23 protein-coding genes are annotated in these 24,534 nt (G+C 37.0%); 15 read left to right on the plus strand and 8 right to left on the minus strand.

Annotation, left to right across the window (positions count from 1 at the left end):
- Window positions 1–99 precede the first annotated feature (99 nt).
- Genes sfsA through radC form a run of 3 tightly spaced genes read left to right on the plus strand, consistent with a single transcriptional unit; the run spans window position 100 to window position 2,451 of the window.
- The gene (sfsA, locus tag ACFINF_RS04320) at window positions 100–816 is read left to right on the plus strand and encodes a DNA/RNA nuclease SfsA (RefSeq protein WP_375619819.1); all 717 of its coding nucleotides are present in this window, start codon (window positions 100–102) and stop codon (window positions 814–816) included.
- Entirely contained in the window at window positions 809–1,639 is an 831-nt protein-coding gene (gene map, locus ACFINF_RS04325; protein WP_375619820.1) for a type I methionyl aminopeptidase, read from the plus strand. Before sfsA ends, map begins: the two co-directional genes overlap by 8 nt.
- 17 nt (window positions 1,640–1,656) lie before the next feature.
- The gene (gene radC, locus ACFINF_RS04330; protein ID WP_375619821.1) at window positions 1,657–2,451 is read left to right on the plus strand and encodes a DNA repair protein RadC; all 795 of its coding nucleotides are present in this window, start codon (window positions 1,657–1,659) and stop codon (window positions 2,449–2,451) included.
- A 42-nt stretch (window positions 2,452–2,493) separates the two neighbouring features.
- On the opposite strand, the gene ACFINF_RS04335 is transcribed toward radC, so the two are convergent.
- The 4 genes from ACFINF_RS04335 to ACFINF_RS04350 all read right to left on the minus strand — a co-directional run bounded on the left by ACFINF_RS04335 (window position 2,494) and on the right by ACFINF_RS04350 (window position 5,433).
- Window positions 2,494–2,706, minus strand: coding sequence for a DUF3126 family protein (locus ACFINF_RS04335; protein WP_015856411.1), 213 nt, complete (start codon window positions 2,704–2,706; stop codon window positions 2,494–2,496).
- A gap of 616 nt (window positions 2,707–3,322) precedes the next feature.
- A complete protein-coding gene (locus tag ACFINF_RS04340) occupies window positions 3,323–4,096 on the minus strand; it encodes an alpha/beta fold hydrolase (RefSeq protein WP_375619822.1) in 774 nt (257 codons plus the stop codon).
- Window positions 4,093–4,605: a DUF192 domain-containing protein gene (locus ACFINF_RS04345; RefSeq protein ID WP_375619823.1), complete on the minus strand. Its 513-nt coding sequence runs from the start codon at window positions 4,603–4,605 to the stop codon at window positions 4,093–4,095. The genes ACFINF_RS04340 and ACFINF_RS04345 overlap by 4 nt, the downstream gene beginning before the upstream one ends.
- Window positions 4,606–4,857: 252 nt before the next feature.
- Window positions 4,858–5,433 carry a cold-shock protein gene (locus tag ACFINF_RS04350; protein WP_375619824.1) on the minus strand — a complete coding sequence of 192 codons (576 nt, stop codon included), beginning with the start codon at window positions 5,431–5,433 and terminating at the stop codon, window positions 4,858–4,860.
- A 325-nt stretch (window positions 5,434–5,758) separates the two neighbouring features.
- On the opposite strand from ACFINF_RS04350, the gene ACFINF_RS04355 reads away from it, so the two are divergent.
- The 5 genes from ACFINF_RS04355 (at window position 5,759) to ACFINF_RS04375 (ending at window position 10,617) form a co-directional block, all read left to right on the plus strand.
- Window positions 5,759–6,892: an ABC transporter substrate-binding protein gene (locus ACFINF_RS04355; protein ID WP_375619825.1), complete on the plus strand. Its 1,134-nt coding sequence runs from the start codon at window positions 5,759–5,761 to the stop codon at window positions 6,890–6,892.
- A 114-nt stretch (window positions 6,893–7,006) separates the two neighbouring features.
- Window positions 7,007–8,083: a branched-chain amino acid ABC transporter permease gene (locus ACFINF_RS04360; protein WP_273787948.1), complete on the plus strand. Its 1,077-nt coding sequence runs from the start codon at window positions 7,007–7,009 to the stop codon at window positions 8,081–8,083.
- Window positions 8,083–9,141 carry a branched-chain amino acid ABC transporter permease gene (locus ACFINF_RS04365; protein ID WP_375619826.1) on the plus strand — a complete coding sequence of 353 codons (1,059 nt, stop codon included), beginning with the start codon at window positions 8,083–8,085 and terminating at the stop codon, window positions 9,139–9,141. The genes ACFINF_RS04360 and ACFINF_RS04365 overlap by 1 nt, the downstream gene beginning before the upstream one ends.
- A complete protein-coding gene (locus ACFINF_RS04370) occupies window positions 9,138–9,920 on the plus strand; it encodes an ABC transporter ATP-binding protein (protein ID WP_375619827.1) in 783 nt (260 codons plus the stop codon). The genes ACFINF_RS04365 and ACFINF_RS04370 overlap by 4 nt, the downstream gene beginning before the upstream one ends.
- Window positions 9,907–10,617: an ABC transporter ATP-binding protein gene (locus ACFINF_RS04375; protein WP_015856419.1), complete on the plus strand. Its 711-nt coding sequence runs from the start codon at window positions 9,907–9,909 to the stop codon at window positions 10,615–10,617. Before ACFINF_RS04370 ends, ACFINF_RS04375 begins: the two co-directional genes overlap by 14 nt.
- Before the next feature lie 95 nt (window positions 10,618–10,712).
- On the opposite strand, the gene gatA is transcribed toward ACFINF_RS04375, so the two are convergent.
- Window positions 10,713–12,197 carry an Asp-tRNA(Asn)/Glu-tRNA(Gln) amidotransferase subunit GatA gene (gatA, locus tag ACFINF_RS04380; RefSeq protein ID WP_375619828.1) on the minus strand — a complete coding sequence of 495 codons (1,485 nt, stop codon included), beginning with the start codon at window positions 12,195–12,197 and terminating at the stop codon, window positions 10,713–10,715.
- Between the two features lie 33 nt (window positions 12,198–12,230).
- Window positions 12,231–12,518 (minus strand): Asp-tRNA(Asn)/Glu-tRNA(Gln) amidotransferase subunit GatC, encoded by a 288-nt coding sequence (gatC, locus tag ACFINF_RS04385; RefSeq protein WP_375619829.1) that lies wholly within the window; start codon window positions 12,516–12,518, stop codon window positions 12,231–12,233.
- Between the two features lie 138 nt (window positions 12,519–12,656).
- On the opposite strand from gatC, the gene ruvX reads away from it, so the two are divergent.
- Window positions 12,657–13,136, plus strand: coding sequence for a Holliday junction resolvase RuvX (gene ruvX / locus ACFINF_RS04390; protein WP_375619830.1), 480 nt, complete (start codon window positions 12,657–12,659; stop codon window positions 13,134–13,136).
- Here ruvX and ACFINF_RS04395 read toward each other — a convergent pair.
- Entirely contained in the window at window positions 13,121–14,740 is a 1,620-nt protein-coding gene (locus ACFINF_RS04395; protein ID WP_375619831.1) for an acyl-CoA dehydrogenase family protein, read from the minus strand. The two genes, ruvX and ACFINF_RS04395, sit on opposite strands and share 16 nt — an antisense overlap.
- 125 nt (window positions 14,741–14,865) lie before the next feature.
- On the opposite strand from ACFINF_RS04395, the gene ACFINF_RS04400 reads away from it, so the two are divergent.
- From ACFINF_RS04400 to dprA, 4 genes are read left to right on the plus strand one after another with little or no spacing between them, the layout of a single operon-like run.
- Window positions 14,866–15,831 carry an aspartate carbamoyltransferase catalytic subunit gene (locus ACFINF_RS04400; RefSeq protein ID WP_375619832.1) on the plus strand — a complete coding sequence of 322 codons (966 nt, stop codon included), beginning with the start codon at window positions 14,866–14,868 and terminating at the stop codon, window positions 15,829–15,831.
- Entirely contained in the window at window positions 15,828–17,129 is a 1,302-nt protein-coding gene (locus ACFINF_RS04405) for a dihydroorotase (protein ID WP_375619833.1), read from the plus strand. Before ACFINF_RS04400 ends, ACFINF_RS04405 begins: the two co-directional genes overlap by 4 nt.
- 11 nt (window positions 17,130–17,140) lie before the next feature.
- Window positions 17,141–17,773, plus strand: coding sequence for a glycerol-3-phosphate 1-O-acyltransferase PlsY (gene plsY, locus ACFINF_RS04410; protein WP_375619834.1), 633 nt, complete (start codon window positions 17,141–17,143; stop codon window positions 17,771–17,773).
- Window positions 17,748–18,962, plus strand: a complete 1,215-nt coding sequence (gene dprA, locus ACFINF_RS04415) for a DNA-processing protein DprA (protein ID WP_375619835.1) — start codon at window positions 17,748–17,750, stop codon at window positions 18,960–18,962. The genes plsY and dprA overlap by 26 nt, the downstream gene beginning before the upstream one ends.
- Here the strand turns inward: dprA and ACFINF_RS04420 are convergent.
- A complete protein-coding gene (locus ACFINF_RS04420; RefSeq protein WP_005773510.1) occupies window positions 18,892–19,098 on the minus strand; it encodes a hypothetical protein in 207 nt (68 codons plus the stop codon). The two genes, dprA and ACFINF_RS04420, sit on opposite strands and share 71 nt — an antisense overlap.
- 265 nt (window positions 19,099–19,363) lie before the next feature.
- On the opposite strand from ACFINF_RS04420, the gene topA reads away from it, so the two are divergent.
- Window positions 19,364–21,937, plus strand: a complete 2,574-nt coding sequence (topA, locus tag ACFINF_RS04425; protein ID WP_375619836.1) for a type I DNA topoisomerase — start codon at window positions 19,364–19,366, stop codon at window positions 21,935–21,937.
- Between the two features lie 3 nt (window positions 21,938–21,940).
- A complete protein-coding gene (gene rnr / locus ACFINF_RS04430) occupies window positions 21,941–24,217 on the plus strand; it encodes a ribonuclease R (protein ID WP_375619837.1) in 2,277 nt (758 codons plus the stop codon).
- The last annotated feature ends 317 nt before the right edge of the window (window positions 24,218–24,534 follow it).

The following is a 24,534-nucleotide window of genomic DNA, read 5'->3' on the forward strand; positions in this document are numbered from 1 at the left end:
AGCATTTTTTACATCAATTTTATCTTTTTTTATAGGGAATAGCCCCCACAAATCACAATCTCAGTTGAATTATGAAATCATAAATCCTAAAAAAGAAATATGCACTTTATTCCAAAACTTTTTCCCGCAAAGCTTATCCGCCGTTATAAACGTTTCCTTGCGGATGTTGAAAAAGATAATCAGCATGTCCTCACCGTGTCTGTACCTAATACAGGATCAATGCTTGGATTAACAGCTTTCAACTCCAATATTTGGCTTTCATATCATAATAAGATCAAACGAAAATATGCTTATCAATTAGAAATTATTGAAGCCAATAATACTTTGGTTGGCATTAATACTGCTTTACCCAATAAACTTGCATTAGAAGCAATTCAAAACGGATTACTACCAGAGTTAAGTGGATATAAAACAATTTTAAAAGAACAACGCTATGGGACACAATCACGGATTGACTTTCTTTTACGTGATGACATTCTTCCTGATTGTTACCTAGAAGTCAAAAATGTTCATTTTATTCGTCAAAAAGGGTTAGCAGAATTTCCTGATAGCAAAACAAAACGTGGAGCACGTCACCTTGATGAGCTCATAGGAGTTGTACAACAAGGAAAAAGAGCTGCTATGCTTTATATTATTCAACGAGAAGATTGCGCAGCTTTTACGATCTGTCATGATCTTGATCCACTCTATGGACGTAAATTTGATTTAGCATTAAAATCAGGAGTAGAATTTTATGCTGTAAAGTGTCACGTAAGTGTAGAAGGCATTTTTCCGATTCAGAGAGTAAAAATAGAAAACAGAAAAAACAATGACTGAGTATATTGAATATAATAAAAGCCCTTTAAAATTTAATGGGAAAATTCGCATTTTCGATGATTATGCTTTTGCTAAAATGCGTGAAGTTGGTCGCATTGCTGCAGAATGCCTTGATGCGCTTACGGATATTATTAAGCCAGGCGTTACTACGCAAGAAATTGATGATTTTGTATTCATTTTTGGTGCTAAGCGAGGAGCACTTCCTGCTGATCTAAATTATCATGGATACAGCCATTCATGCTGTACATCTATCAATCACGTTGTCTGTCATGGCATTCCCAATAAAAGACCCTTGCAAGAAGGCGATATTGTGAATGTGGATGTAACCTTTATCCTTGATGGTTGGCATGGGGATTCAAGCCGAATGTATCCTGTTGGAAAAATCAGACGTGCTGCAGAACGCCTGCTAAAAATAACCTATGAAAGTCTTATGAAAGGAATCGCTGTTGTTAAGCCTGGAGCAACCACAGGTGATATTGGTGCAGCTATTCAACAGTATGCAGAATCTGAACGATGCTCAATTGTGAAAGATTTTTGTGGACATGGTATTGGGCAGCTTTTTCATGATGCACCCAACATCCTCCATTATGGAAATCCTGGAGAAGGAATAGAATTAAAACAAGGTATGATGTTTACAATTGAGCCTATGATTAACCTTGGGAAACCACAAGTTAAGATTTTATCTGACGGTTGGACTGCTGTTACCCGTGACCGCTCTCTGACGGCACAATATGAACATACAATTGGTGTCACAAATGAAGGGTGTGAAATATTTACACAATCTCCTAAAAATATTTTTTATATTCCAAATTCCCATACCTAACGCAACGTAGAGATGTTATGGCTAAAAAATTAAATCAAAAGGAAGATACTCAAAGTAATCACTTTGCATTAACATCGAGTTCTCCACTCACCCCAGTATCAGAAAGAAAAAGTGAAGAGCCTCAGAAAAACGCACAGCTTCATAAACATTATCAAGGACATCGTGAACGTCTTCGGAAGCGCTATTTAAAGTCAAAAGGAAATGCAATTGAAGATTATGAATATCTTGAATTATTGCTTTTTCGCACAATACCCCGTGCAAACACAAAACCCATAGCTAAAAATTTGATAGCGCATTTTGGTTCATTAGCTGATGTGTTGGGAGCCGATATTCACCGACTTCAAGAAATTCCAGGATGTGGTCCGGCCACTGCAATTGATTTAAAAATTATTTCAGATGTCGCTGGGCGTCTTGCTCGTGCGCAATTGTTTAAACGCGATATTTTTTCATCATGGGATAAAGTGTTAGCTTATTGTAAAGCTGTTATGGCTCACGAAACACGTGAACAATTTCGTATTTTGTTTCTTGATAAGAAAAACGGCTTACTTGCTGATGAGGTGCAACAAACCGGAACCATTGATCATACCCCTGTTTATCCTCGTGAAGTTATTTCTCGAGCTTTAGAGTTATCCGCATCAGGACTTATCTTAGTCCACAATCACCCTTCTGGCGATTCCACCCCCTCTGATGCAGATATAACAATGACATATAGATTAAAAGATGCAGCAAATGCATTAGGCATTATCATCCATGACCATCTTATTATTGCACGAAATAACCATACGAGCTTTAAAGCGTTAAAACTTATATAAATCTTATGGGATAAAAAGATTCATTTAACTATGAATAACGAATCAATTTTCTAAATCAATATCTAATATAGCCATTGAAAAATTATAGGAGAGCTCATCTTCATCTTCATCTCGATAGATAATGCCTAAAAACTCATCTCCCATATAAACCTCACAAGAATCACTCTTTTTAGGCCGTGCTCTGACTTGTAATGCTGAGTTTTGGAATATATTTTTTAAATAATTATCAAGTTTTTTTATTTCATCAGCATTCACTATGCTCTCCTGTTTTTTTGAAACGACTAAAATAATTGCGTGTCGCGCAAATAAGACACTCCCATGATTCTGTAAAGTCAGTAAAAAAGCTTAACCTGGACATTTACTTAATATTACATATATTTACAACGTTCTTTATACATTCATAAAGAACTTTTACAAAAGGAGCCTATCATTATTAAATATACCCGTATAGATTAAAAAATGGCAAAAAACTTTATATTTTTAATAATTTTACTTTATCTCCAATTCTAGCATCTGCATTTAGAATGCATCTTCGTAAGAAAAATTGATCAATAATTTATAATTTTTTTCTTTTTATAAAAAATACAAATAACAATACTTTTTTTATTTAAAACTACATTTTTCAGCAAAAAATATTATTACATCATTCAAAAATAATTCTTTTTAATAAATTTTAAAGTATAATTATCTAACCTTAGAAAAATTACATCTCTAAAAAATATACAAAATAAGCTAATAAGAGTTTATTTTTCTTCCCATTTTTTATAAAAACTTATGTCACAATAGAAAAATTTTTAAATAAGCTTTTTTCAATTTATACGAGATAAAAATACTGAGTATTTTTATAAATGCTAAAACCTATGAAGAATGCTTATCTTATAGGATAACGAGAAAGAAAATCTATAACACCTTTTTTATAAACTTTATCGCCTACAGCAAGCATATGATCTCGACCAGGAATTGATAAAGCTTCACCACAAGGCAATAAAGCTGCTAATGGCTCTGCAGCACCACCAATTTCATCTAATGAACCAACGGCAACAAGTGCAGGTTGCTTAATTTTGTAAACTTCAGACGCCGTTAACTCCTGTTTTGATGTAATGATACAAGCAGCAAGAGCACGCCTATCGCTTTTCGTTTGATCTGCAAATTTACGGAACATTAAACCGCGCGTATTGGTAATGGTAGAAATATCTTCTGCTAAAAGTGCCTCAGCAACAGGCTCCCAATTTCCCGCTCCCGTTACCATACCAATACCTAAACCACCAAAAATAACGCTGTGTACATATGTTGGATGCAAAAGAGCCATGAAAGCACTAATACGAGCCCCCATAGAATATCCCATAACATGGGCTTTAGATAACTCTAAATGCTGTAGTAACTTTATTGCGTCGCCAGCCATAGCTTGAGGTGTATAAAAGACAGGATCATAACTTTTAACTGAATCTCCGTGACCGCGATTATCAAGAGCAATAACACGATATCCTGCTTCAGTGAGAATGCGAAACCAACCTGTTGCATACCAATTCACTCGTGCAGAAGATCCAAAACCATGGATCAACAAAACAGGTGCGCCCTGCCCTTCTTCTCGATAAGCAAATCGCAAACCATTATATTCAAAAAAACGAATATCTTCAGCGGTCATTTTTTATTGCACTTTCCACAAAGTACAGGATGAATAACACGTTGCCCTTTTTGTATCTTTTTTTCAGAAACTTCACCAGCGTTAATCTCAAGTGCAAAAGCTGCAGGAACTTCTGATGAAATGGTATTTGTCGAAAATGGAGAAGTGTTTTCAACAATCGATACAATAACTCCCTCAGAGTTTAGGAAAATCATATCTAAAGGTAAAGGTGTATTTGCCATCCACATAAAAATTTTCTGTTCATCTCCCGATTGAGAACTTTTTAGTTGCTTAAAGAGCATTGCACGATCACGTGGAAAATCAGTCCGATACATTAAACCAGCTGCTGCTTGAGACGGCGTAAAAGCAATCTCTACCTTATAAAAAACCGTACCTTGCTTTGTATGTATTTCTAAAGGAATTGGATGAACAGGAATCTCTATGGGCTTTTTTGCTACAACAACACGCATTTCTAACATAAAAAGCATTACCAATAAAACAATATACCCCTTTTTAAAAGGCTTTAACATTCTTGTCTCCACCACAGAAAAATTTTAAATTTTGTTTCTAAAATAAAAAGTACCAGAGTTTAAAAGTCAAAAAAATAAGAGGATTACTTCCTTATTGTTTTCTAATTTCTTTCAATGGAATACGCGTAACTTTCTCCATTTGGTTTATGGATTCACTAGAGCCATATTTTCTTTAAAAATCTACTTCTATAGCAATTTACGGAATAACCACCTTTAAAAACATAGAAAACATACTGTTTTCATTCGTGAAATTCAATGCGTAGCTAAAGGAATGCCTATATCCGGATAAATCTCTGCTGTCATTAAACCTTTTTCTCCTTTACCAAAACGCACAAGAACAACTTGGCCGGAACGAAGCTCTGCTAAACCAAAACGGCGCAACGTTTCCATATGAATAAAAATATCTTCTGTTCCTTGCCCACGGCTAAGAAAACCGTATCCTTTGTCACGATTAAACCATTTAACAATTGCACGTTCTAGTCCACTTTCTGGAGTAACAACAACATGGGTACGGGCTGGAACTTCTGATGGATGAATTGCTGAAGAACAATCTATAGATTTCACCTGAACGCACTTTAACCCTCTTTCAGTTTTTTCCACAGCACAAATAACTTTCGCTCCCTCCAAAGCTGTTTGAAAACCATCCCTTCGCATTACCGTAACATGCAATAATATATCGGGGAAATGAGGTAAATCAGGTACAATAAATCCATACCCCTTACTACCATCAAACCACTTAATGACACCACTGACTTCGATAATCTCTCCACAAGCACCTATACCATCTTCAGATAGGGGACAATCTTTTAATGCATCCTTACTCGTCATAATAACGTGATCCTGTAGCTTATAAATTGTACGATATTGATTCTCTAGGTTTTAGTAAACATTGCTCTTGTATCAACACGCAAGCCCCAAGATAAGATTTCCCCATATTGTCGTATCTTCTATGTTAATGTCAGAGAATATCAATATGAATATTTATAAAACTATTTGATTGTAAGCTTTATATATCTTACAAGAAGTGCCTTACAAAAGAGGTTATATGAAAGGTTTTTTTACATAATGATATTTTCATAATATGTGTAACTTGCATGATGAAGAAGTTCAATATAAGGTGAAAAAATAACAATTCAATTAAGGAAAATGCGCAATGCAATTGAAGAAAATCCTTACGACAATCACAGCATTCATGGCATTTACAGCAAATGTTTATGCAAGTGAACCTATCAAGATTGGTGTTTATCTTCCATTAAGTGGTCAAAATGCATTTGGAGGCCAGCTTGAAATTAGAGGTATAGAATTAGCCCATAAAAAAATTCCAGAAATTTTAGGACGTAAAGTGGAACTTGTTATTATTGATAATAAATCTGATAAAGTAGAAGCGGCTAATGCTGTTATGCGTTTAACAGCAAGTGAAAAAGTAAGTGGAATTATTGGTAGCTATGGTTCCTCGCTTTCGTTGGCAGGTGGTGAAATATCTGAAAAAGCAAAGACTCCAACCATTGCAACTTCCTCAACGAGTCCTCTTGTTACACAGGGCAAAAAATATTATTTCCGCGCTTGTTTTATTGATTCCTATCAAGGGGTAGGAATCGCGACTTATGTAAGCCAAACTTTACACGCAAAAAAAGCAGCTATTCTCAAAGATATTTCAAACGATTATGCCATTGGTCTTGCAAGCTATTTTATGCGTGCTTTCAAAAAATTAGGTGGTGAAGTTGTCTCAAATTTAAACTATAATTCCGGAGATCAGGATTTTTCAGCTGTTCTTACGCAAATTATCGCGCAAAAACCTGATATCTTATTCATTCCATCTTACTTTTCTGAGGGTGCTATCATTATGAAACAAGCACGAGAATTAGGAGCAAAGTTTCAAATTATGGGTGGAGATGCTATGGATAATCCAGAAACCATTGCGATTGCAGGAAAAGCTGCAGAAGGTTTCTTACATACGACACTTCCCTATAGTGAGGATATGCCAAATATGTCAGTAGCTGCGCAAGAATTCACAGCAGAATGGAAAAAAGAGTATCCCGACAAAGAGCCGAATATTAATTCTGTTTTGGGATATACGAGTTATATGATGTTCATGAAGGCTATTGAAAATGCTGGTAGCACTGATCGTGAAAAAATTACTATCGCTCTTAGCAAATTAAAAGATTTTCAAACCCCCTTCGGTGATATGTCAATGGATGAAAATCATAACCCTAAGATTCCTATTGGTATCATTAAAATACAGGATGGAAAACGTGTTTATTTAGAAGAAGTTAAGCCTGCTTTTTAATTAAAAAGTTTTACTTATTAAAATGCAAGAATTGGTTGAGGATCTTTTTCTCAACCAAAAACTTAAAAATTTCTTGTTATCCTATGTAAATTAATAAATGTGGAAGGATGAGAGATGAGCACTGAAATGTTCATCCAGTATTTTTTTAATGCACTGGCATTGGGATCTCTTTATGGGCTTATCGCTATTGGTTACACCATGGTCTACGGTATACTGAGACTCATTAATTTTGCTCACGGTGATATCTTTATGCTGGGAGCATATTTTGTTTTCTTTTCCACAATTAGCTTTATGCCTGCTTGGGCAGCACTTCTTCTTTTGTTTCTCGCGGCTCTTATTTATTATTCGGTCTTTATAGGGTTTAAAAGGCGCCCTTCAATTTATTGGATTGCTGTTTTTTTAATCCTTGCGTTAGGTTTTGTTTATTATTTTAAAATTTCTCCACAAGATTTCACCCCGATTTGGGTTTTAGCTCTTTGTTTTTCCATTTTTATTACAAGTGCAGTGGGTATTATTGTTGATCAACTTGCCTATAAACCTCTACGCCATGCTCCGCGTATCTCGGCACTTATCGGTGCAATTGGTGTTTCTTTTTTTATTGAAAATCTTTCTACTGTACTCTTTAGTGGTGTTCCGAAAGGTGTAAAACAACCAGATTTCCTTGTAACACCATTTTTATGGCATTTAGGATCAGGAGCAGATGGTATCATTAGAATTGCTCCCATGTCTCTGATCGTTCCAGTTGTGTCATTGATTCTTATTGTTTTACTTTTATGGATTATCCATAAAACAAAACCGGGTCTTGCTATGCGTGCAATCTCCCATGATATTGAAACCACACGTTTGATGGGTGTGTCTGTCAATAAAGTTATTGCATTTACATTTGGAATAGGCTCAGCTCTTGCCGCTATAGCAGGTATTATGTGGTCTTTACGTTATCCTCAAATTCAGCCTTATATGGGCGTTCTTCCTGGTCTCAAAGCATTTATCGCTGCTGTTATCGGAGGTATTGGTTCAATACCAGGAGCAATGTTGGGAGGATTGTTATTAGGGTTTATTGAAATTATGATTATCGCATTTTTTCCCGCGCTATCTGGATATCGAGATGCCTTCGCTTTCATTTTATTGATTCTGATTTTATTGATATTGCCCACAGGATTAATGGGTAAAAAAAGTCAGGAGAAAATCTAATGGCAAAGTCAGTGACAACTGTTTTATCTTGTATAAGTGTTTTAGTTTTCATAGGTTTTTTATTTTATGCTGATAGCCATTTTAATGACTATACGCTTCGTATCATAAATCTGATTGCTATTAATGCGATATTGGCAATTTCGCTTAATTTGATTTACGGTTTCACAGGTATGTTTTCTCTTGGACATGCTGGATTTATGGCTATTGGTGCTTATGTTTGCGCAATTTTACTTCTTTCCCCTGAACAAAAAGAAATGATGTGGATTCTGGAGCCTATCGCTGAACCATTGTATCATCTACAATTACCTTTTTTTGTCGCTGTTGTTATAAGTGGTATATGTGCTGCAGTTGTAGGTTTATTGATTGCTTTGCCAATATTACGTCTTGGTGGTGATTATCTTGGAATTGCAACATTGGGTTTTGCAGAAATTATTCGCATTGTCATTACGAACGCAACATCGCTTACAAATGGCTCTTTAGGTATCAAGGGAATACCTCAAAATGCAACATTATGGTGGAACTATGGTTGGTTAGCATTTACAGTTCTCTTTACTATCCTTTTACTGCAAAGCAATACTGGTAACGTATTACGTGCTATTCGTGATGATGAAATTGCTGCAAAAACTATGGGAATTAACGCTTTTTTCTACCGTAGTTTTTCTTTTACTGTTGGAGCGTTTTTTGCAGGTATAGGTGGAGCATTAATGGCTGCTCTTATTTCAACCATTGATCCCAAAATGTTTAATTTTCTTCTAACTTTTAATATTTTGATGATTGTAGTTGCTGGTGGTCTCGGTTCAATTACAGGAAGCATTATTGGCAGCATTATTATTACAGTTATGCTTGAATGGCTTCGTATTATTGAAAGTCCATTTGACTTAGGTTTTATACATATTCCAGAAACACCAGGACTTCGCATGGTTGTTTTTTCTCTTTTATTGCTTGTAATTATCTTGTTTTGGAGAAAAGGGTTGATGGGACAACGAGAATTCTCATGGAATGGAATTTATAGCTTTTTGACACGCAAAAAGCTTTCTAATACTGAGGGAAGACTATGAACGACACCATCCTTTCACTCAATAATATTATAATGCGTTTTGGCGGATTAATTGCTGTAAATAATATTAATATGGCAATTAAACGAGGAAGTATTACTGGATTAATTGGTCCCAATGGTGCTGGAAAAACAACAGTTTTCAATATGATTTCTGGATTTTATGCCCCTACAAGCGGCATCATTATTTTTGATGAGCAAAAAATTTCTGGAGCGCCTCCTTATATTATCTGTAGACGCCATATTGCCAGAACATTTCAAAATATTCGTCTTTTCTCAGGGTTAACGGTTTTGCAGAATGTTATGGTAGGAGCGCATGTTCGACAAAAATATCCTTGGTTTTCTTCAGCTCTATTTTTTTCAAAAGCAATGAAAGAAAAGAAGGAGGTTTATAAAAATTCCTTGGAGCTCCTTGAGCAGCTACAACTTGATCACCTTGCCAATCAATCGGCAACAGCTTTACCTTATGGTGTGCAACGACGTCTAGAAATTGCACGCGCGTTAGCCACAAAGCCCAAATTGCTTCTTCTTGATGAACCTGTTGCTGGCATGAATCCACAAGAAAGTGAAGATCTTAGAAAATTCATAGCAAAAGTGCAAAAAGACTTTGATCTTACAATTCTTCTTATTGAGCACGATATGAAAGTGGTTATGGGGCTTTGCCAACATATTTTGGTTATGGAATATGGCTGTTGCATTGCCAATGGCACACCAGATGAAATTCGTAATAACCCTAAAGTTATTGAAGCTTATCTTGGCGGAGATGTTTATGGATATTCTTAAAATAAAAAATCTTTACGTTCATTATGGCGCCATTAAAGCTGTCCAAAATCTTTCTATGTCCATAAAAAAGGGAAGTATTGTCACTTTAATTGGAGCCAATGGTGCTGGAAAAAGTAGTATTGTACGTTCTATTACAGGACTTAATCGCTCTGTTTATGGAAAAATTACCTATAATGGCAAATCTATTATTAAAAAATCACCAGAAGAGATTTTGCGATTAGGTATTGCTCTAAGTCCTGAAGGACGACGTATCATGCCCCATCTCACTGTTTTAGAGAATCTTCATCTAGGCGCTTATATTCGTCATGATAAGCAGGGAATTTCCCGTGATATTGAATGGATATTCGATCTTTTTCCGCGTCTACGTGAAAGAGCAAAACAGTTGGGAGGAACAATGTCAGGTGGTGAACAACAGATGGTTGCTGTGGGTCGTGCACTCATGAGCAATCCTGATATGGTCATATTAGATGAACCATCGTTGGGGTTGGCACCGCTTCTCGTTCGAGAAATTTTTTCTATTATTCGAAAAATTAATGAGATGGGGAAAACTGTTCTTCTTATTGAACAAAATGCATTTGCAGCGCTTTCTATAGCTGACTATGCTTATATTTTAGAGGTAGGACATATTTTATTTCACGGTGAAGGTAAAACTATGCTCTCTGATTCGCGTGTTAAAGAAGCCTATCTTGGTGGATAAAGACTACGAATTGAGGAAATAGAGTTCATCCCTCCACCTTTTAAAAAAGCATTTCTCATCCTCAATGAGAAATGCTCCTTTGTGAAGTTTGATTATTACATCCACCATTTTTCTGTACTGAATATCCCTGCTTCTTTTTCAATAATGTGCGCTATCTGAAAAATGACTTCTTCAGCAAAAGGTTTACCAATCAATTGCAATCCTAAAGGCAAACCATTTGATGACAGACCTGCAGGAACAGAGATTCCTGGTAAACCAGCCATATTAACGGGTACCGTAAAAATGTCATTAAGATACATTGCTACAGCATCATTTTTTATTTTTTCATCAGCAATACCAAAGGCAGGTGTTAGTGTTGCTGGTGTCAGAATAGCATCAATGCCTGAAGCAAAACATTGATCAAAATCACGTTTTACGAGTGTTCTTACTTTTTGAGCTCTTAGATAACAGGCATCATAATAACCAGATGAAAGAACATAAGTCCCAACCAAAATACGTCGCTTGACTTCATCACCAAAACCAACAGAGCGCGTGTTTTCATACATCTCAATGATGTCTTTTCCAGGCACGCGTAGACCAAAACGCACACCATCATAACGCGCTAAATTAGAAGAGGCTTCTGCAGGAGCTATAATATAATAAGAAGGTAGAGCATATTTTGTATGAGGCAAAGAAATGTTCTTAATCTCAGTTCCTGCTTCTTTTAACCAACTTATGCCTTTTTGCCAAAGCTCAATAACTTCTGGAGACATTCCATCCATATGATATTCTTTTGGAATACCAATTTTCATTCCTTTAATTGATTGACCAAGATAACTTTCATAATCAGGAACTGGTAAATTTACGGAAGTAGAATCTTTTTCATCAAAAGAGGCCATTGATCTTAGTAAGATAGCACAATCACGAACATCTCTGGCAACAGGTCCAGCTTGATCAAGGGATGAAGCAAATGCAACAACGCCCCACCGTGAACAACGTCCATAAGTTGGCTTTATTCCTACAGTTCCAGTAAAAGCTGCTGGTTGACGTATTGAGCCACCTGTATCGGTTGCAGTTGCACCAGCACAAATTTGTGCAGCAACAGCGGCAGCAGATCCTCCCGAAGAACCACCAGGTACGAGTTTTTCATCCGAGCCTTTTTTTCTCCACGGATTAATAACGGGACCATAATATGATGTTTCATTAGATGAGCCCATAGCAAACTCATCCATATTAAGTTTTCCTAACATTACAGCACCGTCTTGCCATAAATTAGCCGTGACAGTTGATTCATAATGTGGTTTAAAACCATCAAGGATATGTGAACAGGCTTGAGTATGAACACCATAGGTCGCAAAAAGATCTTTAATCCCCAAAGGGATTCCTTCTAAAAGCCCTCCCTGCCCTCTCGCTAAGCGACTATCTGATTCAGCAGCCATTTTCATTGCCTGTTCTGCTGTTATTGTTACATAAGCATTCAAAATTGGATTAGCTGATTCTATTGCTTGTAAATAAGCTTCCGTTAATTCTGTTGCTTTGAGATTTTTCTTTGTTAGAGAATCACGAGCTTGCGCAATTGTGAGGGTTGTTAAATCAGTCATATTGGTTCTCAAATATTCAAAAATATAATAAAGTTACTCAACAATTTTTGAGACAAGAAAAAAATTTTCTTCTGTAACAGGGGCATTGGCTACAATATCTGCTGCTTTATCGCCATCTGTAACACTATCTTCACGCATTCGTAGAGTCATCGGAATCACAGATGTTAATGGCTCAACTCCACTGACATCAACTTCATTCAATTGGTCTACAAAACCTAAAATAGCATTGAATTTTTTTGTCACAGGTTCTATCTCATCATCGTGGATAGCAATCCGCGCTAAATGTGCTACCCGCTTGACGGTCTCTTGATCAACAGACATACTACTTACACCTTTCTGTTTTTATTAATCTTTATTCTGGCTATACAAGGCTGAGCTTGCAAGCGCAAGAATATTAGGTAACATGAATAAAGAATATAACCACTAGATCTGAAACATTAAAAAACGCATTATATCCTTATGACCGTTATTAATATAAACGAAGTTATGACACATCTTTTGCCTGGACAAACAATAGCAGGCTTAGATTTAGGGACAAAAACTATCGGAATTGCGGTTTCTGATATGGGGCTGACTGTCTCAAATCCGCGTCCTGTACTACAGCGAAAAAAATTTACAGAAGATGCTTACACACTTATTAAAATTTTTGACCGTGAAAATGTAGGCGTTATTATCATTGGCTTACCCCTTAACATGAATGGAAGCAGCGGCTCTCGTGTTCAAGCAACCAGAGCTTTTGTGAGCAATATGAAAGCTTATACAAAAATTCCATTTGTTTTTTGGGATGAACGTTTGTCAACAATTGCTGCAGAACGTTCTCTTCTAGAAATGAATGTATCGCGCGCTAAAAGAGCACACCGAATTGATTCGGCAGCCGCTGCGTTTATATTGCAAGGTGCTCTCAATAGAATTCAAAACTTTCATCATATGGAAGGATAGAGGACATTGAGCAAATGCCCTGCATTATATCGTGCAATAAGCATCCCGTAGGAAGATCTCCATTGTCCCCCAAGGCGGCTTTCCATATAGGCATTTGCAACATGTTCTATATCTATAGAACATAATGCTGCTGCTGCTGCTGCATAGGCTACCTGTTCAACAAAAAACCTTCCTGCACCTTCATTTGCTGATGCCATATCACCTGCTGACTTAATAATTTCAATTGCTCGTGGTCCCGCTGGTCCAATATCAAGAGCAATTTTTTCTAACAATTTCTGAAATAGGCCCGGTGCTTTTTCAGCAATAAGAATGGCATCCTTTACCAATTGATTAGCAGAACTATTTCTCACAATTCGTGCAGGCCCATTATGCAACATTTGTGATAATGGATTATTCTCTATAAAACTTTCAATACCAAGTTGTGCAATAATTTCGCCAATAATAGGCACAACCAATTGACTTACGTGATAAGCAATAATAGGTGTCATAATGCGGGCAAAAGCTGCTTCAGAACGGTCATTTGCTGCATTGTCAAATGCTCTCGCTAAACGCAAAACCAATGCTTGTGAAGCAGCTATATCTAATGCAATATCTGCAAAAATACGTTCTGTCAGTGGTGGTAAAGGTTGATTGGGCATTTTTTTCCGGAAAAAATCTATGCCAAATTGAAGAGCCGCTCGCAAAACACCTGCCGATATGACTGATTGATCGAAACGCATCATCGTCTCGATATCTTTAATAACTTTAAGCCCTTCTCCAACATTTCCCAAAAGCCAACCATAACTGCCTTGGAAATCAACAACCCCCTCTGGTGTTAAAAGTTCTCCAGAACGCTGAATTAAATGACGAATCGATATAAATCCATTTAATGCGCCATTTTCTTGTATGCGTGGAATAAAAAAACAACTTAAATGACCATTTAAATCTGCACTAACAAGATATCCGTCAGCAGTAGGATTAATAACATTGGTTTTTACAACATTTAAACGATATAGATCACGTTCCATACTTTCATCGAAAGAAATCTTCTTAACACTTGGAAAATTAAAGGCGTATTTTTCAATATCATCAAATGCACAAGTTAGAGAAGCAGCCTTTTTATGATGAATAGGCTTTGATGAGGAATCATATTGGCGTGATAAAAGTACATTTTGCCATTTTTTGAAGAGCTCAATATCACTAATTAAAACAGCAATAGCTGCGCTCGTTATGATAACTTCATTCAAATGTCCTGTTTCTAAACCAGCAGATAAAGCTAAACGAATCGCACGCGCTTGATAGCGTACTCCATTTTCTGAGCTCGTATTTTCCCAAAGTGAGGTAACCAAACCTGCTTGTCTAGAATATTGTTGAAGAGCTTGATAGGAAGAATGGATCTCTAATTTTTCCGTTGGTTGCCCCCATTCATCATTATAACATAATAAAGGCTTATAATGATTCGCCAAGCAAGAGAGTTTCCATGCTTCTCGACTCGCTGCAAAATCTCCTATTTCTTCAAAACTTGCTAACAAAAACTTAGGCAAAGTAGAGGCAATACGAAACATAAGCGTATCGCTAAGAAATGTATTTTTTCGACGATTATTTTGCGCAGATACAGCACTCATAGGTATATTCCTACATTCAAACCATTCATATCATAGACTATTTGTCTTTTTAGAGTTAAGAAACATTTATCATATTCAAACAAATGCTTGTTTAACCTGTTTAGAGAGAGATAAAGAAGAATGCTATGATTCAAGATAATTTTTTTCCACTTTTCCCTCATCAACATCTTTTAGCTATTAAAGATCTGAGTGTACAAGATCTTAATACATTGCTTGATCGTGCAGAAGCAAATGTTATCCTTTCTAACAAAATTGATAAAACAAAATCTACTTTACATGGACGGACTCAAATTAATCTCTTTTTTGAAGCCTCTACGCGAACACAATCTTCTTTTGAATTAGCCGGTAAAAGGCTAGGTGCACACGTGATGAGTCTTGCGATTGGCAACTCATCTGTAAAAAAAGGAGAAACATTACTTGATACAGCTACAACTCTCAATGCGATGAAGCCAGATATACTGGTTTTTCGCCATAACAGTGCAGGAGCGGCAGCTTTATTAGCGCAAAAAGTTGATTGTTGTGTCATTAATGCGGGTGATGGTGCTCATGAACATCCAACCCAAGCTTTATTAGATGCTTTAACCATTAAAAGGGCAAAAGGTCGTATTGAAGGATTAACTGTTGCGATTTGTGGAGATATCTTACACTCACGTGTTGCCCGTTCCAATATCCTGAGTCTCAATGCTTTGGGTGCTCGTGTTCGTGTTGTTGCTCCTTCAACACTCTTACCCGCAGAAATCGCTCATATGAGTGTTGAGGTTTTTAACACGATGAAAGAAGGTCTTAAAAATGCTGACGTTATCATGATGTTGCGCTTACAGCATGAACGGATGACAGGCTCTTTTATTCCCTCTACGCATGAATATTTCCATTATTTTGGCTTACATAAAGAAAATTTAGCCTATGCCAAAAATGATTCCATTATTCTGCATCCTGGACCAATAAATCGTGGTGTAGAGATTGCATCTGACATAGCAGATGGACCACAAAGTATGATTCATACACAAGTAGAAATGGGAATTGCAGTGCGTATGGCGGTTATGGAGACTTTATTAGATTCACGCGCAAAGATCAGAGGAGAGAAAAAATGATAAAACCAATTGTTTTTCAAAATGCTCGTATTATTGATCCTTCGCGCGCAATCGATGAAATTGGTACAGTTATTGTTGAAAATGGACGGATTATAGCCGCTGGAAAAGAAGCTCTGAATCAGGGATTTCCTGACGAAGCAGAAATTGTTAACGCACAAAACAAAGCAATTCTCCCTGGACTTGTTGATGCGCGCGTTTTTGTTAGAGAATTAGGGAATGAAGACTGTGAAACAATCGCATCAACAAGTCAATCCGCCGCCGCCGGTGGTATTACTTCTTTCCTCATGATGCCAGATACGCGTCCAATCATTGATAATGTAGCACTTGTTGAATTTATTAGGCATACAGTACAAGAAAAGTCATCGGTCAATATTTATCCCGTTGCTGCAATCACACAAGGTTTCAACGGACAGCAAATAGCGGAATTTGGTTTACTAAAAGATGCAGGAGCTGTTGCCTTTTGTGAAGGACAAAAAACGCTTCAAAGTTCATCTGTTATGCGACGTGCAATGACTTATGCACGTGATTTTGATGTTCCATTGATGCATGAAACGCAAGATAAAGATCTTACAGGCCAAGGTGTGATGAATGAAGGACTGCTCGCCAGTTGGCTTGGTCTTTCTGGCATCCCCCGCGAAGCAGAAGTTATCCCACTTGAAAGAGATCTGCGATTAGCAGTATTAACGCAAACACGCTATCATGCCGCTCAAATATCAACAGCACTCTCTGCTGATGCACTTCGTTTAGGTAAAAAACGCAGTGAGAAAATTTCAGCTGGTGTATCTATTAATCATTTATCTTTCAATGAAAATGACATTGGTGAATATCGCACCTCTTTTCGCTTAATGCCCCCATTGCGTACAGAAGAAGACCGTATAGCAATGATTGAAGCAATAAAGGATGGGACTATAGATGTTATTGTTTCTTCTCATGATCCTCAGAGTAAAGATACAAAACATTTACCATTTAATGACGCGGCGGTTGGCGCTATTGGTATGGAGACCTTATTGAGTGCAGCCTTACGCCTTTATCATGATGAGAGCCTATCTCTTCTACGGATAACTGAACTTTTGTCAACAGCGCCTGCAAAGCTCTTTGGACTCAATGCAGGAACACTGAAGAAAGGTGCTCATGCAGACCTTATTGTGGTTGATCTTGAAGAACCATGGGTTGTTTCGAAAGAGAAGCTCTATTCACGTTCAAAAAATACCCCTTTTGAGAATGCACGTTTTCAAGGACGCGTGCTCCAGACCTTTGTGAAAGGGAAAACCGTTTTTAAACTTGATCAACAAACTTAATGAGATTCTTAATGAATAAAGCAGAAATATTTTTTCAGTCCACTCCATGGTTTATTTTCCTCATATCTTATCTCATTGGCTCGATTCCATTTGGTCTTCTTTTTACGAGATTAGCCAAACTTGGCGATGTGAGAACAATTGGTTCCGGCAATATTGGAGCTACAAATGTTTTACGAACAGGAAATAAACAGCTTGCTGCTTTAACTCTTCTTTGTGATATGTTGAAAGGAACTATCGTTGTTTTCGTTATAAAGTTTTTTAGTGATCCGCTAGACAACAGTATCCTTGTTTCTCTAGCAGGTTTTTTTGTTTTCTTAGGACATCTTTTCCCCATATGGCTTAAATTTAAAGGCGGCAAAGGTGTTGCTACCTATCTAGGGGTCTGCTTAGGAATCTATTGGCCTGCAGCAATTATTTTTATTATTGTATGGATAACGATTTTTCTACTCACACGCTATTCTTCATTATCCGCACTCGTTTCTGTTGTTATAACTGCGATATTTGTTTTTTACTTTTCCGATCCTTATTTCTATTTTATGCTGATTGTGATGAGCATATTTGTGTATATAAAGCATTACGCAAATATCGGTAGATTATTAATTGGGGAAGAAAGTAAGATTGGGACTCAAAACGGGGATAAATAAAGGAATCCTGCTCACTGATCGTCAACGTCTAAATTGGTTACGGTTGTTGCGTAGTGAAAATATTGGAGCTGTTAGTTTTCGTAATCTCATTGATCATTATAAAACAGCAGAAGCTGCTCTGGCAGCGCTGCCAGAGCTTAGCAAAAAAGGTGGTGGTTCTGTATCTATTAAAATAGCAAGCTTAGAAGATGCAGAAAAAGAAATACAAAAAGCTAAAAGATTAGGTGTTCGGTTTATCGGTATGGGAGAACCAGATTATCCAGCTTTTCTTAAGATTACAGAAGCTCCTCCGCCGCTTATTGCTATCAAAGGTAATGTTTCAATTTTTCAAAAAACTTCTATTGGAATTATAGGTTCTCGAAATGCTTCAGCTGCTGGAAAAAAGCTTACGGCTCAATTTGCGCGTTTTCTCGGAGAAGCAGACTTTGTAACAATTTCTGGGCTCGCTCGTGGAATTGATAGCGTTGCGCATCAAGCAAGTTTAAAAACAGGAACTGTTGCAGTCATGGCTGGGGGAATTGATCATATCTATCCTCCTGAAAATAAAAGGTTGCATGAAGATATCATCGCCAACGGCGGAGCCATCATCAGCGAAATGCCCATTTCTTGGAAGCCCCGTGCTATCGATTTTCCAAGAAGAAACCGTATTATTGCAGCTCTATCACTTGGTCTCTTGGTTGTAGAGGCAGCCCTGCGCTCAGGGTCCTTAATTACCGCACGTCAAGCAGCTGAAATGGGACGGTTAATTTTTGCCATTCCCGGTTCACCACTTGATCCAAGATCTGTTGGTACAAACAATCTTATCAAGGACGGTGCTCTACTCACCACACATCCTTCTGACATTATAGAAACACTTACGCCATTAATTTCACCGCTTCCAAATTCGCAACTCAATTTTTTTGAGGAACCATCCTCTTTACAACTTGAAAAGGAGAATTTTAATTTAGCAGACGAAAAAAATAGTGACCTCTCTTTAGCAGGTGATGATGCAGCACGTGCAGCAGTTCTCTCCGCTCTTTCAACAACGCCAATCGATTTAGACACACTCAGTACCCACACAGGTGTTTCACTTCCAACTCTCTACCTCTTGTTGGTAGAACTCGACCTTGCTGGAAAGCTTATTCGACACTCTGGTGGTTGTGTGTCATTGTCGAATCTTGATCTTCCCCAAGAGCCTCAGCACTATTAATAATGCTTTGCCCTTCTTTGGCAACCATATCCAAAAGCAATGCTAAAAGCGGACTATGCGCCTGACGCGCCATCTGATTCATTTGCTTAGACATGTCTGTAATATATTGGATAACTTTTAAATGATTTATAAACATAATCCTCTATCCTTGAGCATTTCCCCTCCTCCCTCTCAATAGACGTTATCTTAGTATTTCGCCGTATGTTTTTGTAATAACAGTGGAAAGTAAATCGTGTAATTCTATATAGGGTGTATTCTAATAATAACAATCATAAGTTGTACAATATTCATGTTTTTTATATGGCTAATATTTTTTTATGTTCTCTTAAGCAATTGTCATTAGCTATTCGCGTAAAAGGCGTTTATAAAAAAGTTTTTTATTTCAATATTTGGGTAAAATTATGAATATCGTTATCGTTGAATCTCCAGCAAAAGCAAAAACAATTAATAAATATCTTGGGTCTCAATACAAAGTTGTCGCATCATTTGGACATGTTCGTGATTTACCTGCAAAAGATGGTTCTGTTTTACCGGATCAAGATTTTTCTATGAAATGGGATATAGATTCTTCTGCCGCTAAACGTTTAAATGAAATAGCAAAAGCCGTTAAAGAAGCCGATAGCCTTATATTAGCAACAGACCCTGATCGTGAAGGGGAAGCTATTTCATGGCATATTCTGGATGTTCTTCGTCAAAAAAAAGTTTTAAAAGATAAACCTATTAAAAGAGTTGTCTTCAATGCCATCACCAAAAAGTCTGTGCTTGATGCTATGAACAATCCACGTGATATTGATACATCACTTGTAGATGCTTATCTTGCACGTCGCGCACTTGATTATCTCGTTGGTTTTACACTTTCACCTGTTTTATGGCGGAAACTCCCTGGTGCACGTTCAGCAGGACGCGTTCAATCGGTTGCTTTGCGTATTATTTGTGATCGTGAATCAGAAATAGAACATTTTATCAAAGAAGATTATTGGTCCGTTACAACACAATTAAAAACCATCCGAAATGATAGTTTCCAAGCAAGATTGACAATGTTTAATCAACGAAAAATAGGCAAGCTTGATATTCAATCTCAAGAACAAGCAGACCAAATTCGCTTTATGTTGAAGAAAGCCCAATATCATACACTCAGTGTTGAAGCAAAACCTACAAAGAGAAATCCTCTTCCTCCATTTACAACCTCCACACTACAACAAGCAGCTTCTTCAAAATTAGGATTTTCAGCTTCTCGCACTATGCAAATTGCCCAAAAGCTTTATGAAGGTATTGAAATTAATGGTGAAACGGCAGGGCTTATTACTTATATGCGTACCGATGGTGTGCAAATAGCACCAGAGGCTATTGATTCAGCACGAAAAGTTATTCATGAAACTTTCGGTAAAGACTATATTCCTGAAAAACCACGTTTTTATTCAACAAAGGCAAAAAATGCACAGGAAGCACACGAAGCGATCCGTCCAACAGATTTTCAACGCAATCCTAGTCAAGTCCGTAATTTTCTCGATAGCGATCAAGCAAAGCTCTATGAGTTGATATGGAAGCGTGCTATTGCCAGCCAAATGCGTTCTGCTGAAATTGAACGCACAACTGTTGAAATTGAAGCACAGCAAGGAGAAAACCGTGCAAATCTACGAGCAACAGGATCTGTTATTCGCTTTGATGGCTTTATTTCCGTCTACACCGATCAACGAGACGAAGAAAATAATGAAGAAAATGAAACAACACGTTTACCACAAATAAACACTGGTGAAGCACTTACAAAAGAAAAAGTTGAATCTGTACAGCATACCACAGAGCCCCCTTCTCGTTATTCTGAAGCTTCATTAATTAAAAAGCTTGAGGAGTTAGGAATTGGTCGTCCTTCAACTTATGCCTCCACATTGGCGACATTGTGTGACCGTGGATATATTGTAATTGATAAACGAAAGCTTATTCCCGATGCTAAGGGACGTATTGTTACAGCCTTTCTTGAAAATTTTTTTAATCGCTATGTAGAATATGGTTTCACAGCAGATCTTGAAGAAAAGCTGGATCTTATCTCTGATGGAAAACTTTCTTGGAAAGACGTATTGCGAGATTTTTGGGATGGATTTAATGCATCTATTAGCAATATCCAAGAACTCCGTATAACCAATGTTCTTGATGTTTTAAATGTAACATTAGCACCTCTCGCCTTTCCTGAACGTGAAGATGGAAGTGATGTGCGTTCCTGTCCTCTTTGTAAAAATGGTCAATTATCATTAAAACTCGGTCGTTATGGTGCTTTTGTTGGCTGTTCTAATTATCCCGAATGTAAGTACACACGCCAACTCGGTACAGATACTGGAGAAGAGAATGAAGCTGTGCGCAATGATGAACCTGTTATCCTTGGTATTGACCCTGAAACAGGAAAAGATATCTCTCTTCGTAATGGTCGGTTTGGTCCCTATATTCAACTTGGTGAAAGCAAAGAAGTTAAGCGTGCAGGACTACCAAAAGAATGGCAGGCAGAAAACGTAACCCTTGATAAAGCCTTGGCTTTACTATCCCTTCCCCGTGAAATTGGCACTCATCCTGAAACTGGAAAAACAATCACAGCTACGATTGGACGATATGGTCCCTATCTTAGCCATAACGGAAAATCTGCGCGCCTTCTTCATGCAGATGAAGTTTTTGATATTGGTATCAATCGCGCTGTTACAGTATTGGCAGAACAACAAGAAAACAAAACCAAGCAAAGAAGAACAACACCTACAGCATTGGCAACATTAGGAGAGCATCCCGAAGGAGGAACTATTACCGTGCGCAACGGGCGTTATGGTCCTTATGTCAATTGGGGTAAAATTAATGCAACATTGCCAAAAGATAAAGATCCCATTAGTGTAACACTGCCAGAGGCATTAGAACTTATATCGGCTAAAGCATCTAGTAAAAAAACAACTTCAAAAAGAGCTTCTTCTAAAACAAAAGCAAAAATAAAAGAGACATAAATTTTGGCTAAAGGTGAAAAAAACATAAAATATCTCTCTTCATTCAAGGGGAAAAAATTTCCCAATAAGGAAGAAATCCTTTCTTTTATAAATGAGAATCCTAACCACTCAAGTAAACGAGAAATCGCCGAAGCTTTTAACTTAAAAGGCGATTCTCATATTTGGCTTAGAGATATATTACGTGAGTTGAAGGATAAAAATCTTATATCTAAACAACGCAAAAGAGCAGTAAACAAAGAAAAATTACCTCCTGTTACTTTAGTAAAAATTAGCGGACGTGATAAAGATGGAAGTTTTATCGCTCAACCTCTTGAATGGGAAGATTCTCCAAAGCCCAATATTGAAATACACTCTTTTCATCACATAAAAGGAAGTAGCATTGGTGTTGGAGATCATATTCTTGTAAAAGTTTTTCGAAATAAAAATTCTGAAAGCTCAAGCCCCCCTTATTCGGGACGAATTATTCGTAAAATTGATGTATCTCCCAAAAGCGCATTTGCTGTTGTACGAAAATTTGAAAATAATCAATGGCGCCTTGATCCTATAGACCGCAAAACCAATGAACTCATTGTTGAAATGTCTCCAGAAATGAAGATTGAAATTGGTGATCTCGTTGAAGTCGAAATTAAAAAAAATACTGGTTACGGATTAAAGAGCGCAAAAATAAAGAATGTTTTAGGGCATATTAAGAGTGAAAAAACACTCTCAATGATAGCGCTTCTTTCGAAAGGAATTCCTTATATTTTTCCTGAAAGTGTTCTTGAGCAAGTCAAACATACTAAAGCTGCCAATATGGATAATCGTGAAGATTGGCGACAATTACCATTTATTACAATTGATCCACCAGATGCAAAAGACCATGATGATGCAGTTTATGCAACCAAGGATAAGGATCCAGCAAATAATGATGGTTGGATTATTATTGTGGCCATTGCAGATGTTTCTTACTATATCAAAACAGGAAGCGCATTAGATAAAGAAGCATTGAAACGTGGAAATTCTGTTTATTTTCCCGATACCGTTGTGCCAATGTTACCTGAACGCCTTTCTCATGATTTATGTTCTCTGCGTGAAGGAAAAGAAAGACCAGCTTTAGCCGTTCGTATGATTTTTGATGCAAACGGTAATAAACAAAAACATAGTTTTCATCGTACTATGATTCGTGTAAGAGCCAAGCTTTCTTATCAAGAAGTACAATTAGCAATTGAAGGTAATATAAATGAAAAAACAGCCGCTCTTTTTGAGAGCATTTTGCAACCCTTATGGGAAGCCTATACATGCCTTAAAGCTGCGCGAAATCGTCGCCAACCATTAGAATTAGAAATTGCAGAAAAAAAGATTATTCTTGATCAAAACGGATGCATAAAAGATGTTGTGAGTGAAACACAATTAGAAGCGCATCGTTTAATTGAAGAGTTTATGATACAAGCCAATATTGCAGCTTCTGAAACATTAAAACAACATCACCAGCCCCTCATTTATCGTATTCATGAAAAACCTTCTCTTGCTAAGCAAGAAATACTTCGGAGCTTTCTTCAAAGTTTGGGGATACCACTCTCCCGCGGAAGCGAACTTACCTCAGCGCGCCTTAATAGCATTCTGGCAAAAGTGACGAATACACCACAAAAAGAATTGATCAACCAAGTTATTCTGCGCTCACAATCTCAAGCTGAGTATAATCCAAAAAATATCGGCCACTTTGGTTTAAACCTACATAACTATACACATTTTACATCCCCCATCCGTCGTTATGCTGATCTTATTATTCATCGAGCACTCATTAAAACGCTGAAATTAGGAAATGATCAATTAACAGATACACAAGAACAAAATCTTGCAGAAATTGCTACGCAAATTTCTTTATACGAGCGCCGTGCAATGATGGCTGAAAGGGAAACTATTGATCGGCTTGTTGCTCACTATTTAACGAATAAAATCGGCCGTATTTTTACAGGTCGCATTTCCGGAGTTACAAAAGCAGGTCTTTTTATCTCACTTGATAAACTCAATATAGATGGTTTTGTCCATATTTCTACACTTAAAAATGATTATTATCATTTTGATGAAGCACAACATGTTCTTATAGGACAGCGTAGCCATAAAGGCTATCAGCTCAGTGATGTTGTAGAAGTAAAACTTATAACGGTACAACCTTTTGCTGGCGCTTTATCCTTTGAACTCTTAACAAAACCTCGTCCAATAAAATTTTTACCGACATCCTACCATAAAAACAAATTAAAAAAACAAAAGCATACTTTTTATGGGAAAAGAAAAAATTAAGCTTCTTGTCCTCCATTAAATAGAACATGAATAATAAAAGAATGAATAAATTCAAGTTACGAAATGACTTATATTATGTAATATTTTTATTATTTTATGTGTACAATCTTTTTTCTTTAGTATACAAGAGGATAAATTTTATTGTTATCTCTATAATAACCATATAAAAATCTTGCAGTTTTTTATACTCAGGGAATGAGAAAAACTGCAAAGAATAGTTTTGGCTCCCTTTCATTTCATCTCATCTTTTTATTGTTTAAATCAACAAAAGTACCTTAAGCCATTCTCATGAAAAAAAAGCTTTTGACTCTCAAAAC

The sequence above is a fragment of the Bartonella sp. TS25HLJMH genome (assembly GCF_042193505.1).
GTDB classification, from domain to species: Bacteria; Pseudomonadota; Alphaproteobacteria; order Rhizobiales; family Rhizobiaceae; genus Bartonella; species Bartonella grahamii.

Excerpts from the sequence above, each read along its gene's own strand:
- plsY (WP_375619834.1), top strand. The coding sequence starts at position 17,141 with ATGAATAAAGCAGAAATATTTTTTCAGTCCACTCCATGGTTTATTTTC.
- ACFINF_RS04370 (WP_375619827.1), top strand. The coding sequence starts at position 9,138 with ATGAACGACACCATCCTTTCACTCAATAATATTATAATGCGTTTTGGC.
- gatC (WP_375619829.1), bottom strand. The coding sequence starts at position 12,518 with ATGTCTGTTGATCAAGAGACCGTCAAGCGGGTAGCACATTTAGCGCGG.
- topA (WP_375619836.1), top strand. The coding sequence starts at position 19,364 with ATGAATATCGTTATCGTTGAATCTCCAGCAAAAGCAAAAACAATTAAT.
- gatA (WP_375619828.1), bottom strand. The coding sequence starts at position 12,197 with ATGACTGATTTAACAACCCTCACAATTGCGCAAGCTCGTGATTCTCTA.
- ACFINF_RS04340 (WP_375619822.1), bottom strand. The coding sequence starts at position 4,096 with ATGACCGCTGAAGATATTCGTTTTTTTGAATATAATGGTTTGCGATTT.
- ACFINF_RS04345 (WP_375619823.1), bottom strand. The coding sequence starts at position 4,605 with ATGTTAAAGCCTTTTAAAAAGGGGTATATTGTTTTATTGGTAATGCTT.
- ACFINF_RS04400 (WP_375619832.1), top strand. The coding sequence starts at position 14,866 with ATGATTCAAGATAATTTTTTTCCACTTTTCCCTCATCAACATCTTTTA.
- ruvX (WP_375619830.1), top strand. The coding sequence starts at position 12,657 with ATGACCGTTATTAATATAAACGAAGTTATGACACATCTTTTGCCTGGA.
- ACFINF_RS04420 (WP_005773510.1), bottom strand. The coding sequence starts at position 19,098 with ATGTTTATAAATCATTTAAAAGTTATCCAATATATTACAGACATGTCT.
- ACFINF_RS04405 (WP_375619833.1), top strand. The coding sequence starts at position 15,828 with ATGATAAAACCAATTGTTTTTCAAAATGCTCGTATTATTGATCCTTCG.
- ACFINF_RS04365 (WP_375619826.1), top strand. The coding sequence starts at position 8,083 with ATGGCAAAGTCAGTGACAACTGTTTTATCTTGTATAAGTGTTTTAGTT.
- radC (WP_375619821.1), top strand. The coding sequence starts at position 1,657 with ATGGCTAAAAAATTAAATCAAAAGGAAGATACTCAAAGTAATCACTTT.
- ACFINF_RS04360 (WP_273787948.1), top strand. The coding sequence starts at position 7,007 with ATGAGCACTGAAATGTTCATCCAGTATTTTTTTAATGCACTGGCATTG.
- ACFINF_RS04375 (WP_015856419.1), top strand. The coding sequence starts at position 9,907 with ATGGATATTCTTAAAATAAAAAATCTTTACGTTCATTATGGCGCCATT.
- ACFINF_RS04355 (WP_375619825.1), top strand. The coding sequence starts at position 5,759 with ATGCAATTGAAGAAAATCCTTACGACAATCACAGCATTCATGGCATTT.
- map (WP_375619820.1), top strand. The coding sequence starts at position 809 with ATGACTGAGTATATTGAATATAATAAAAGCCCTTTAAAATTTAATGGG.
- ACFINF_RS04395 (WP_375619831.1), bottom strand. The coding sequence starts at position 14,740 with ATGAGTGCTGTATCTGCGCAAAATAATCGTCGAAAAAATACATTTCTT.
- ACFINF_RS04350 (WP_375619824.1), bottom strand. The coding sequence starts at position 5,433 with ATGACGAGTAAGGATGCATTAAAAGATTGTCCCCTATCTGAAGATGGT.
- sfsA (WP_375619819.1), top strand. The coding sequence starts at position 100 with ATGCACTTTATTCCAAAACTTTTTCCCGCAAAGCTTATCCGCCGTTAT.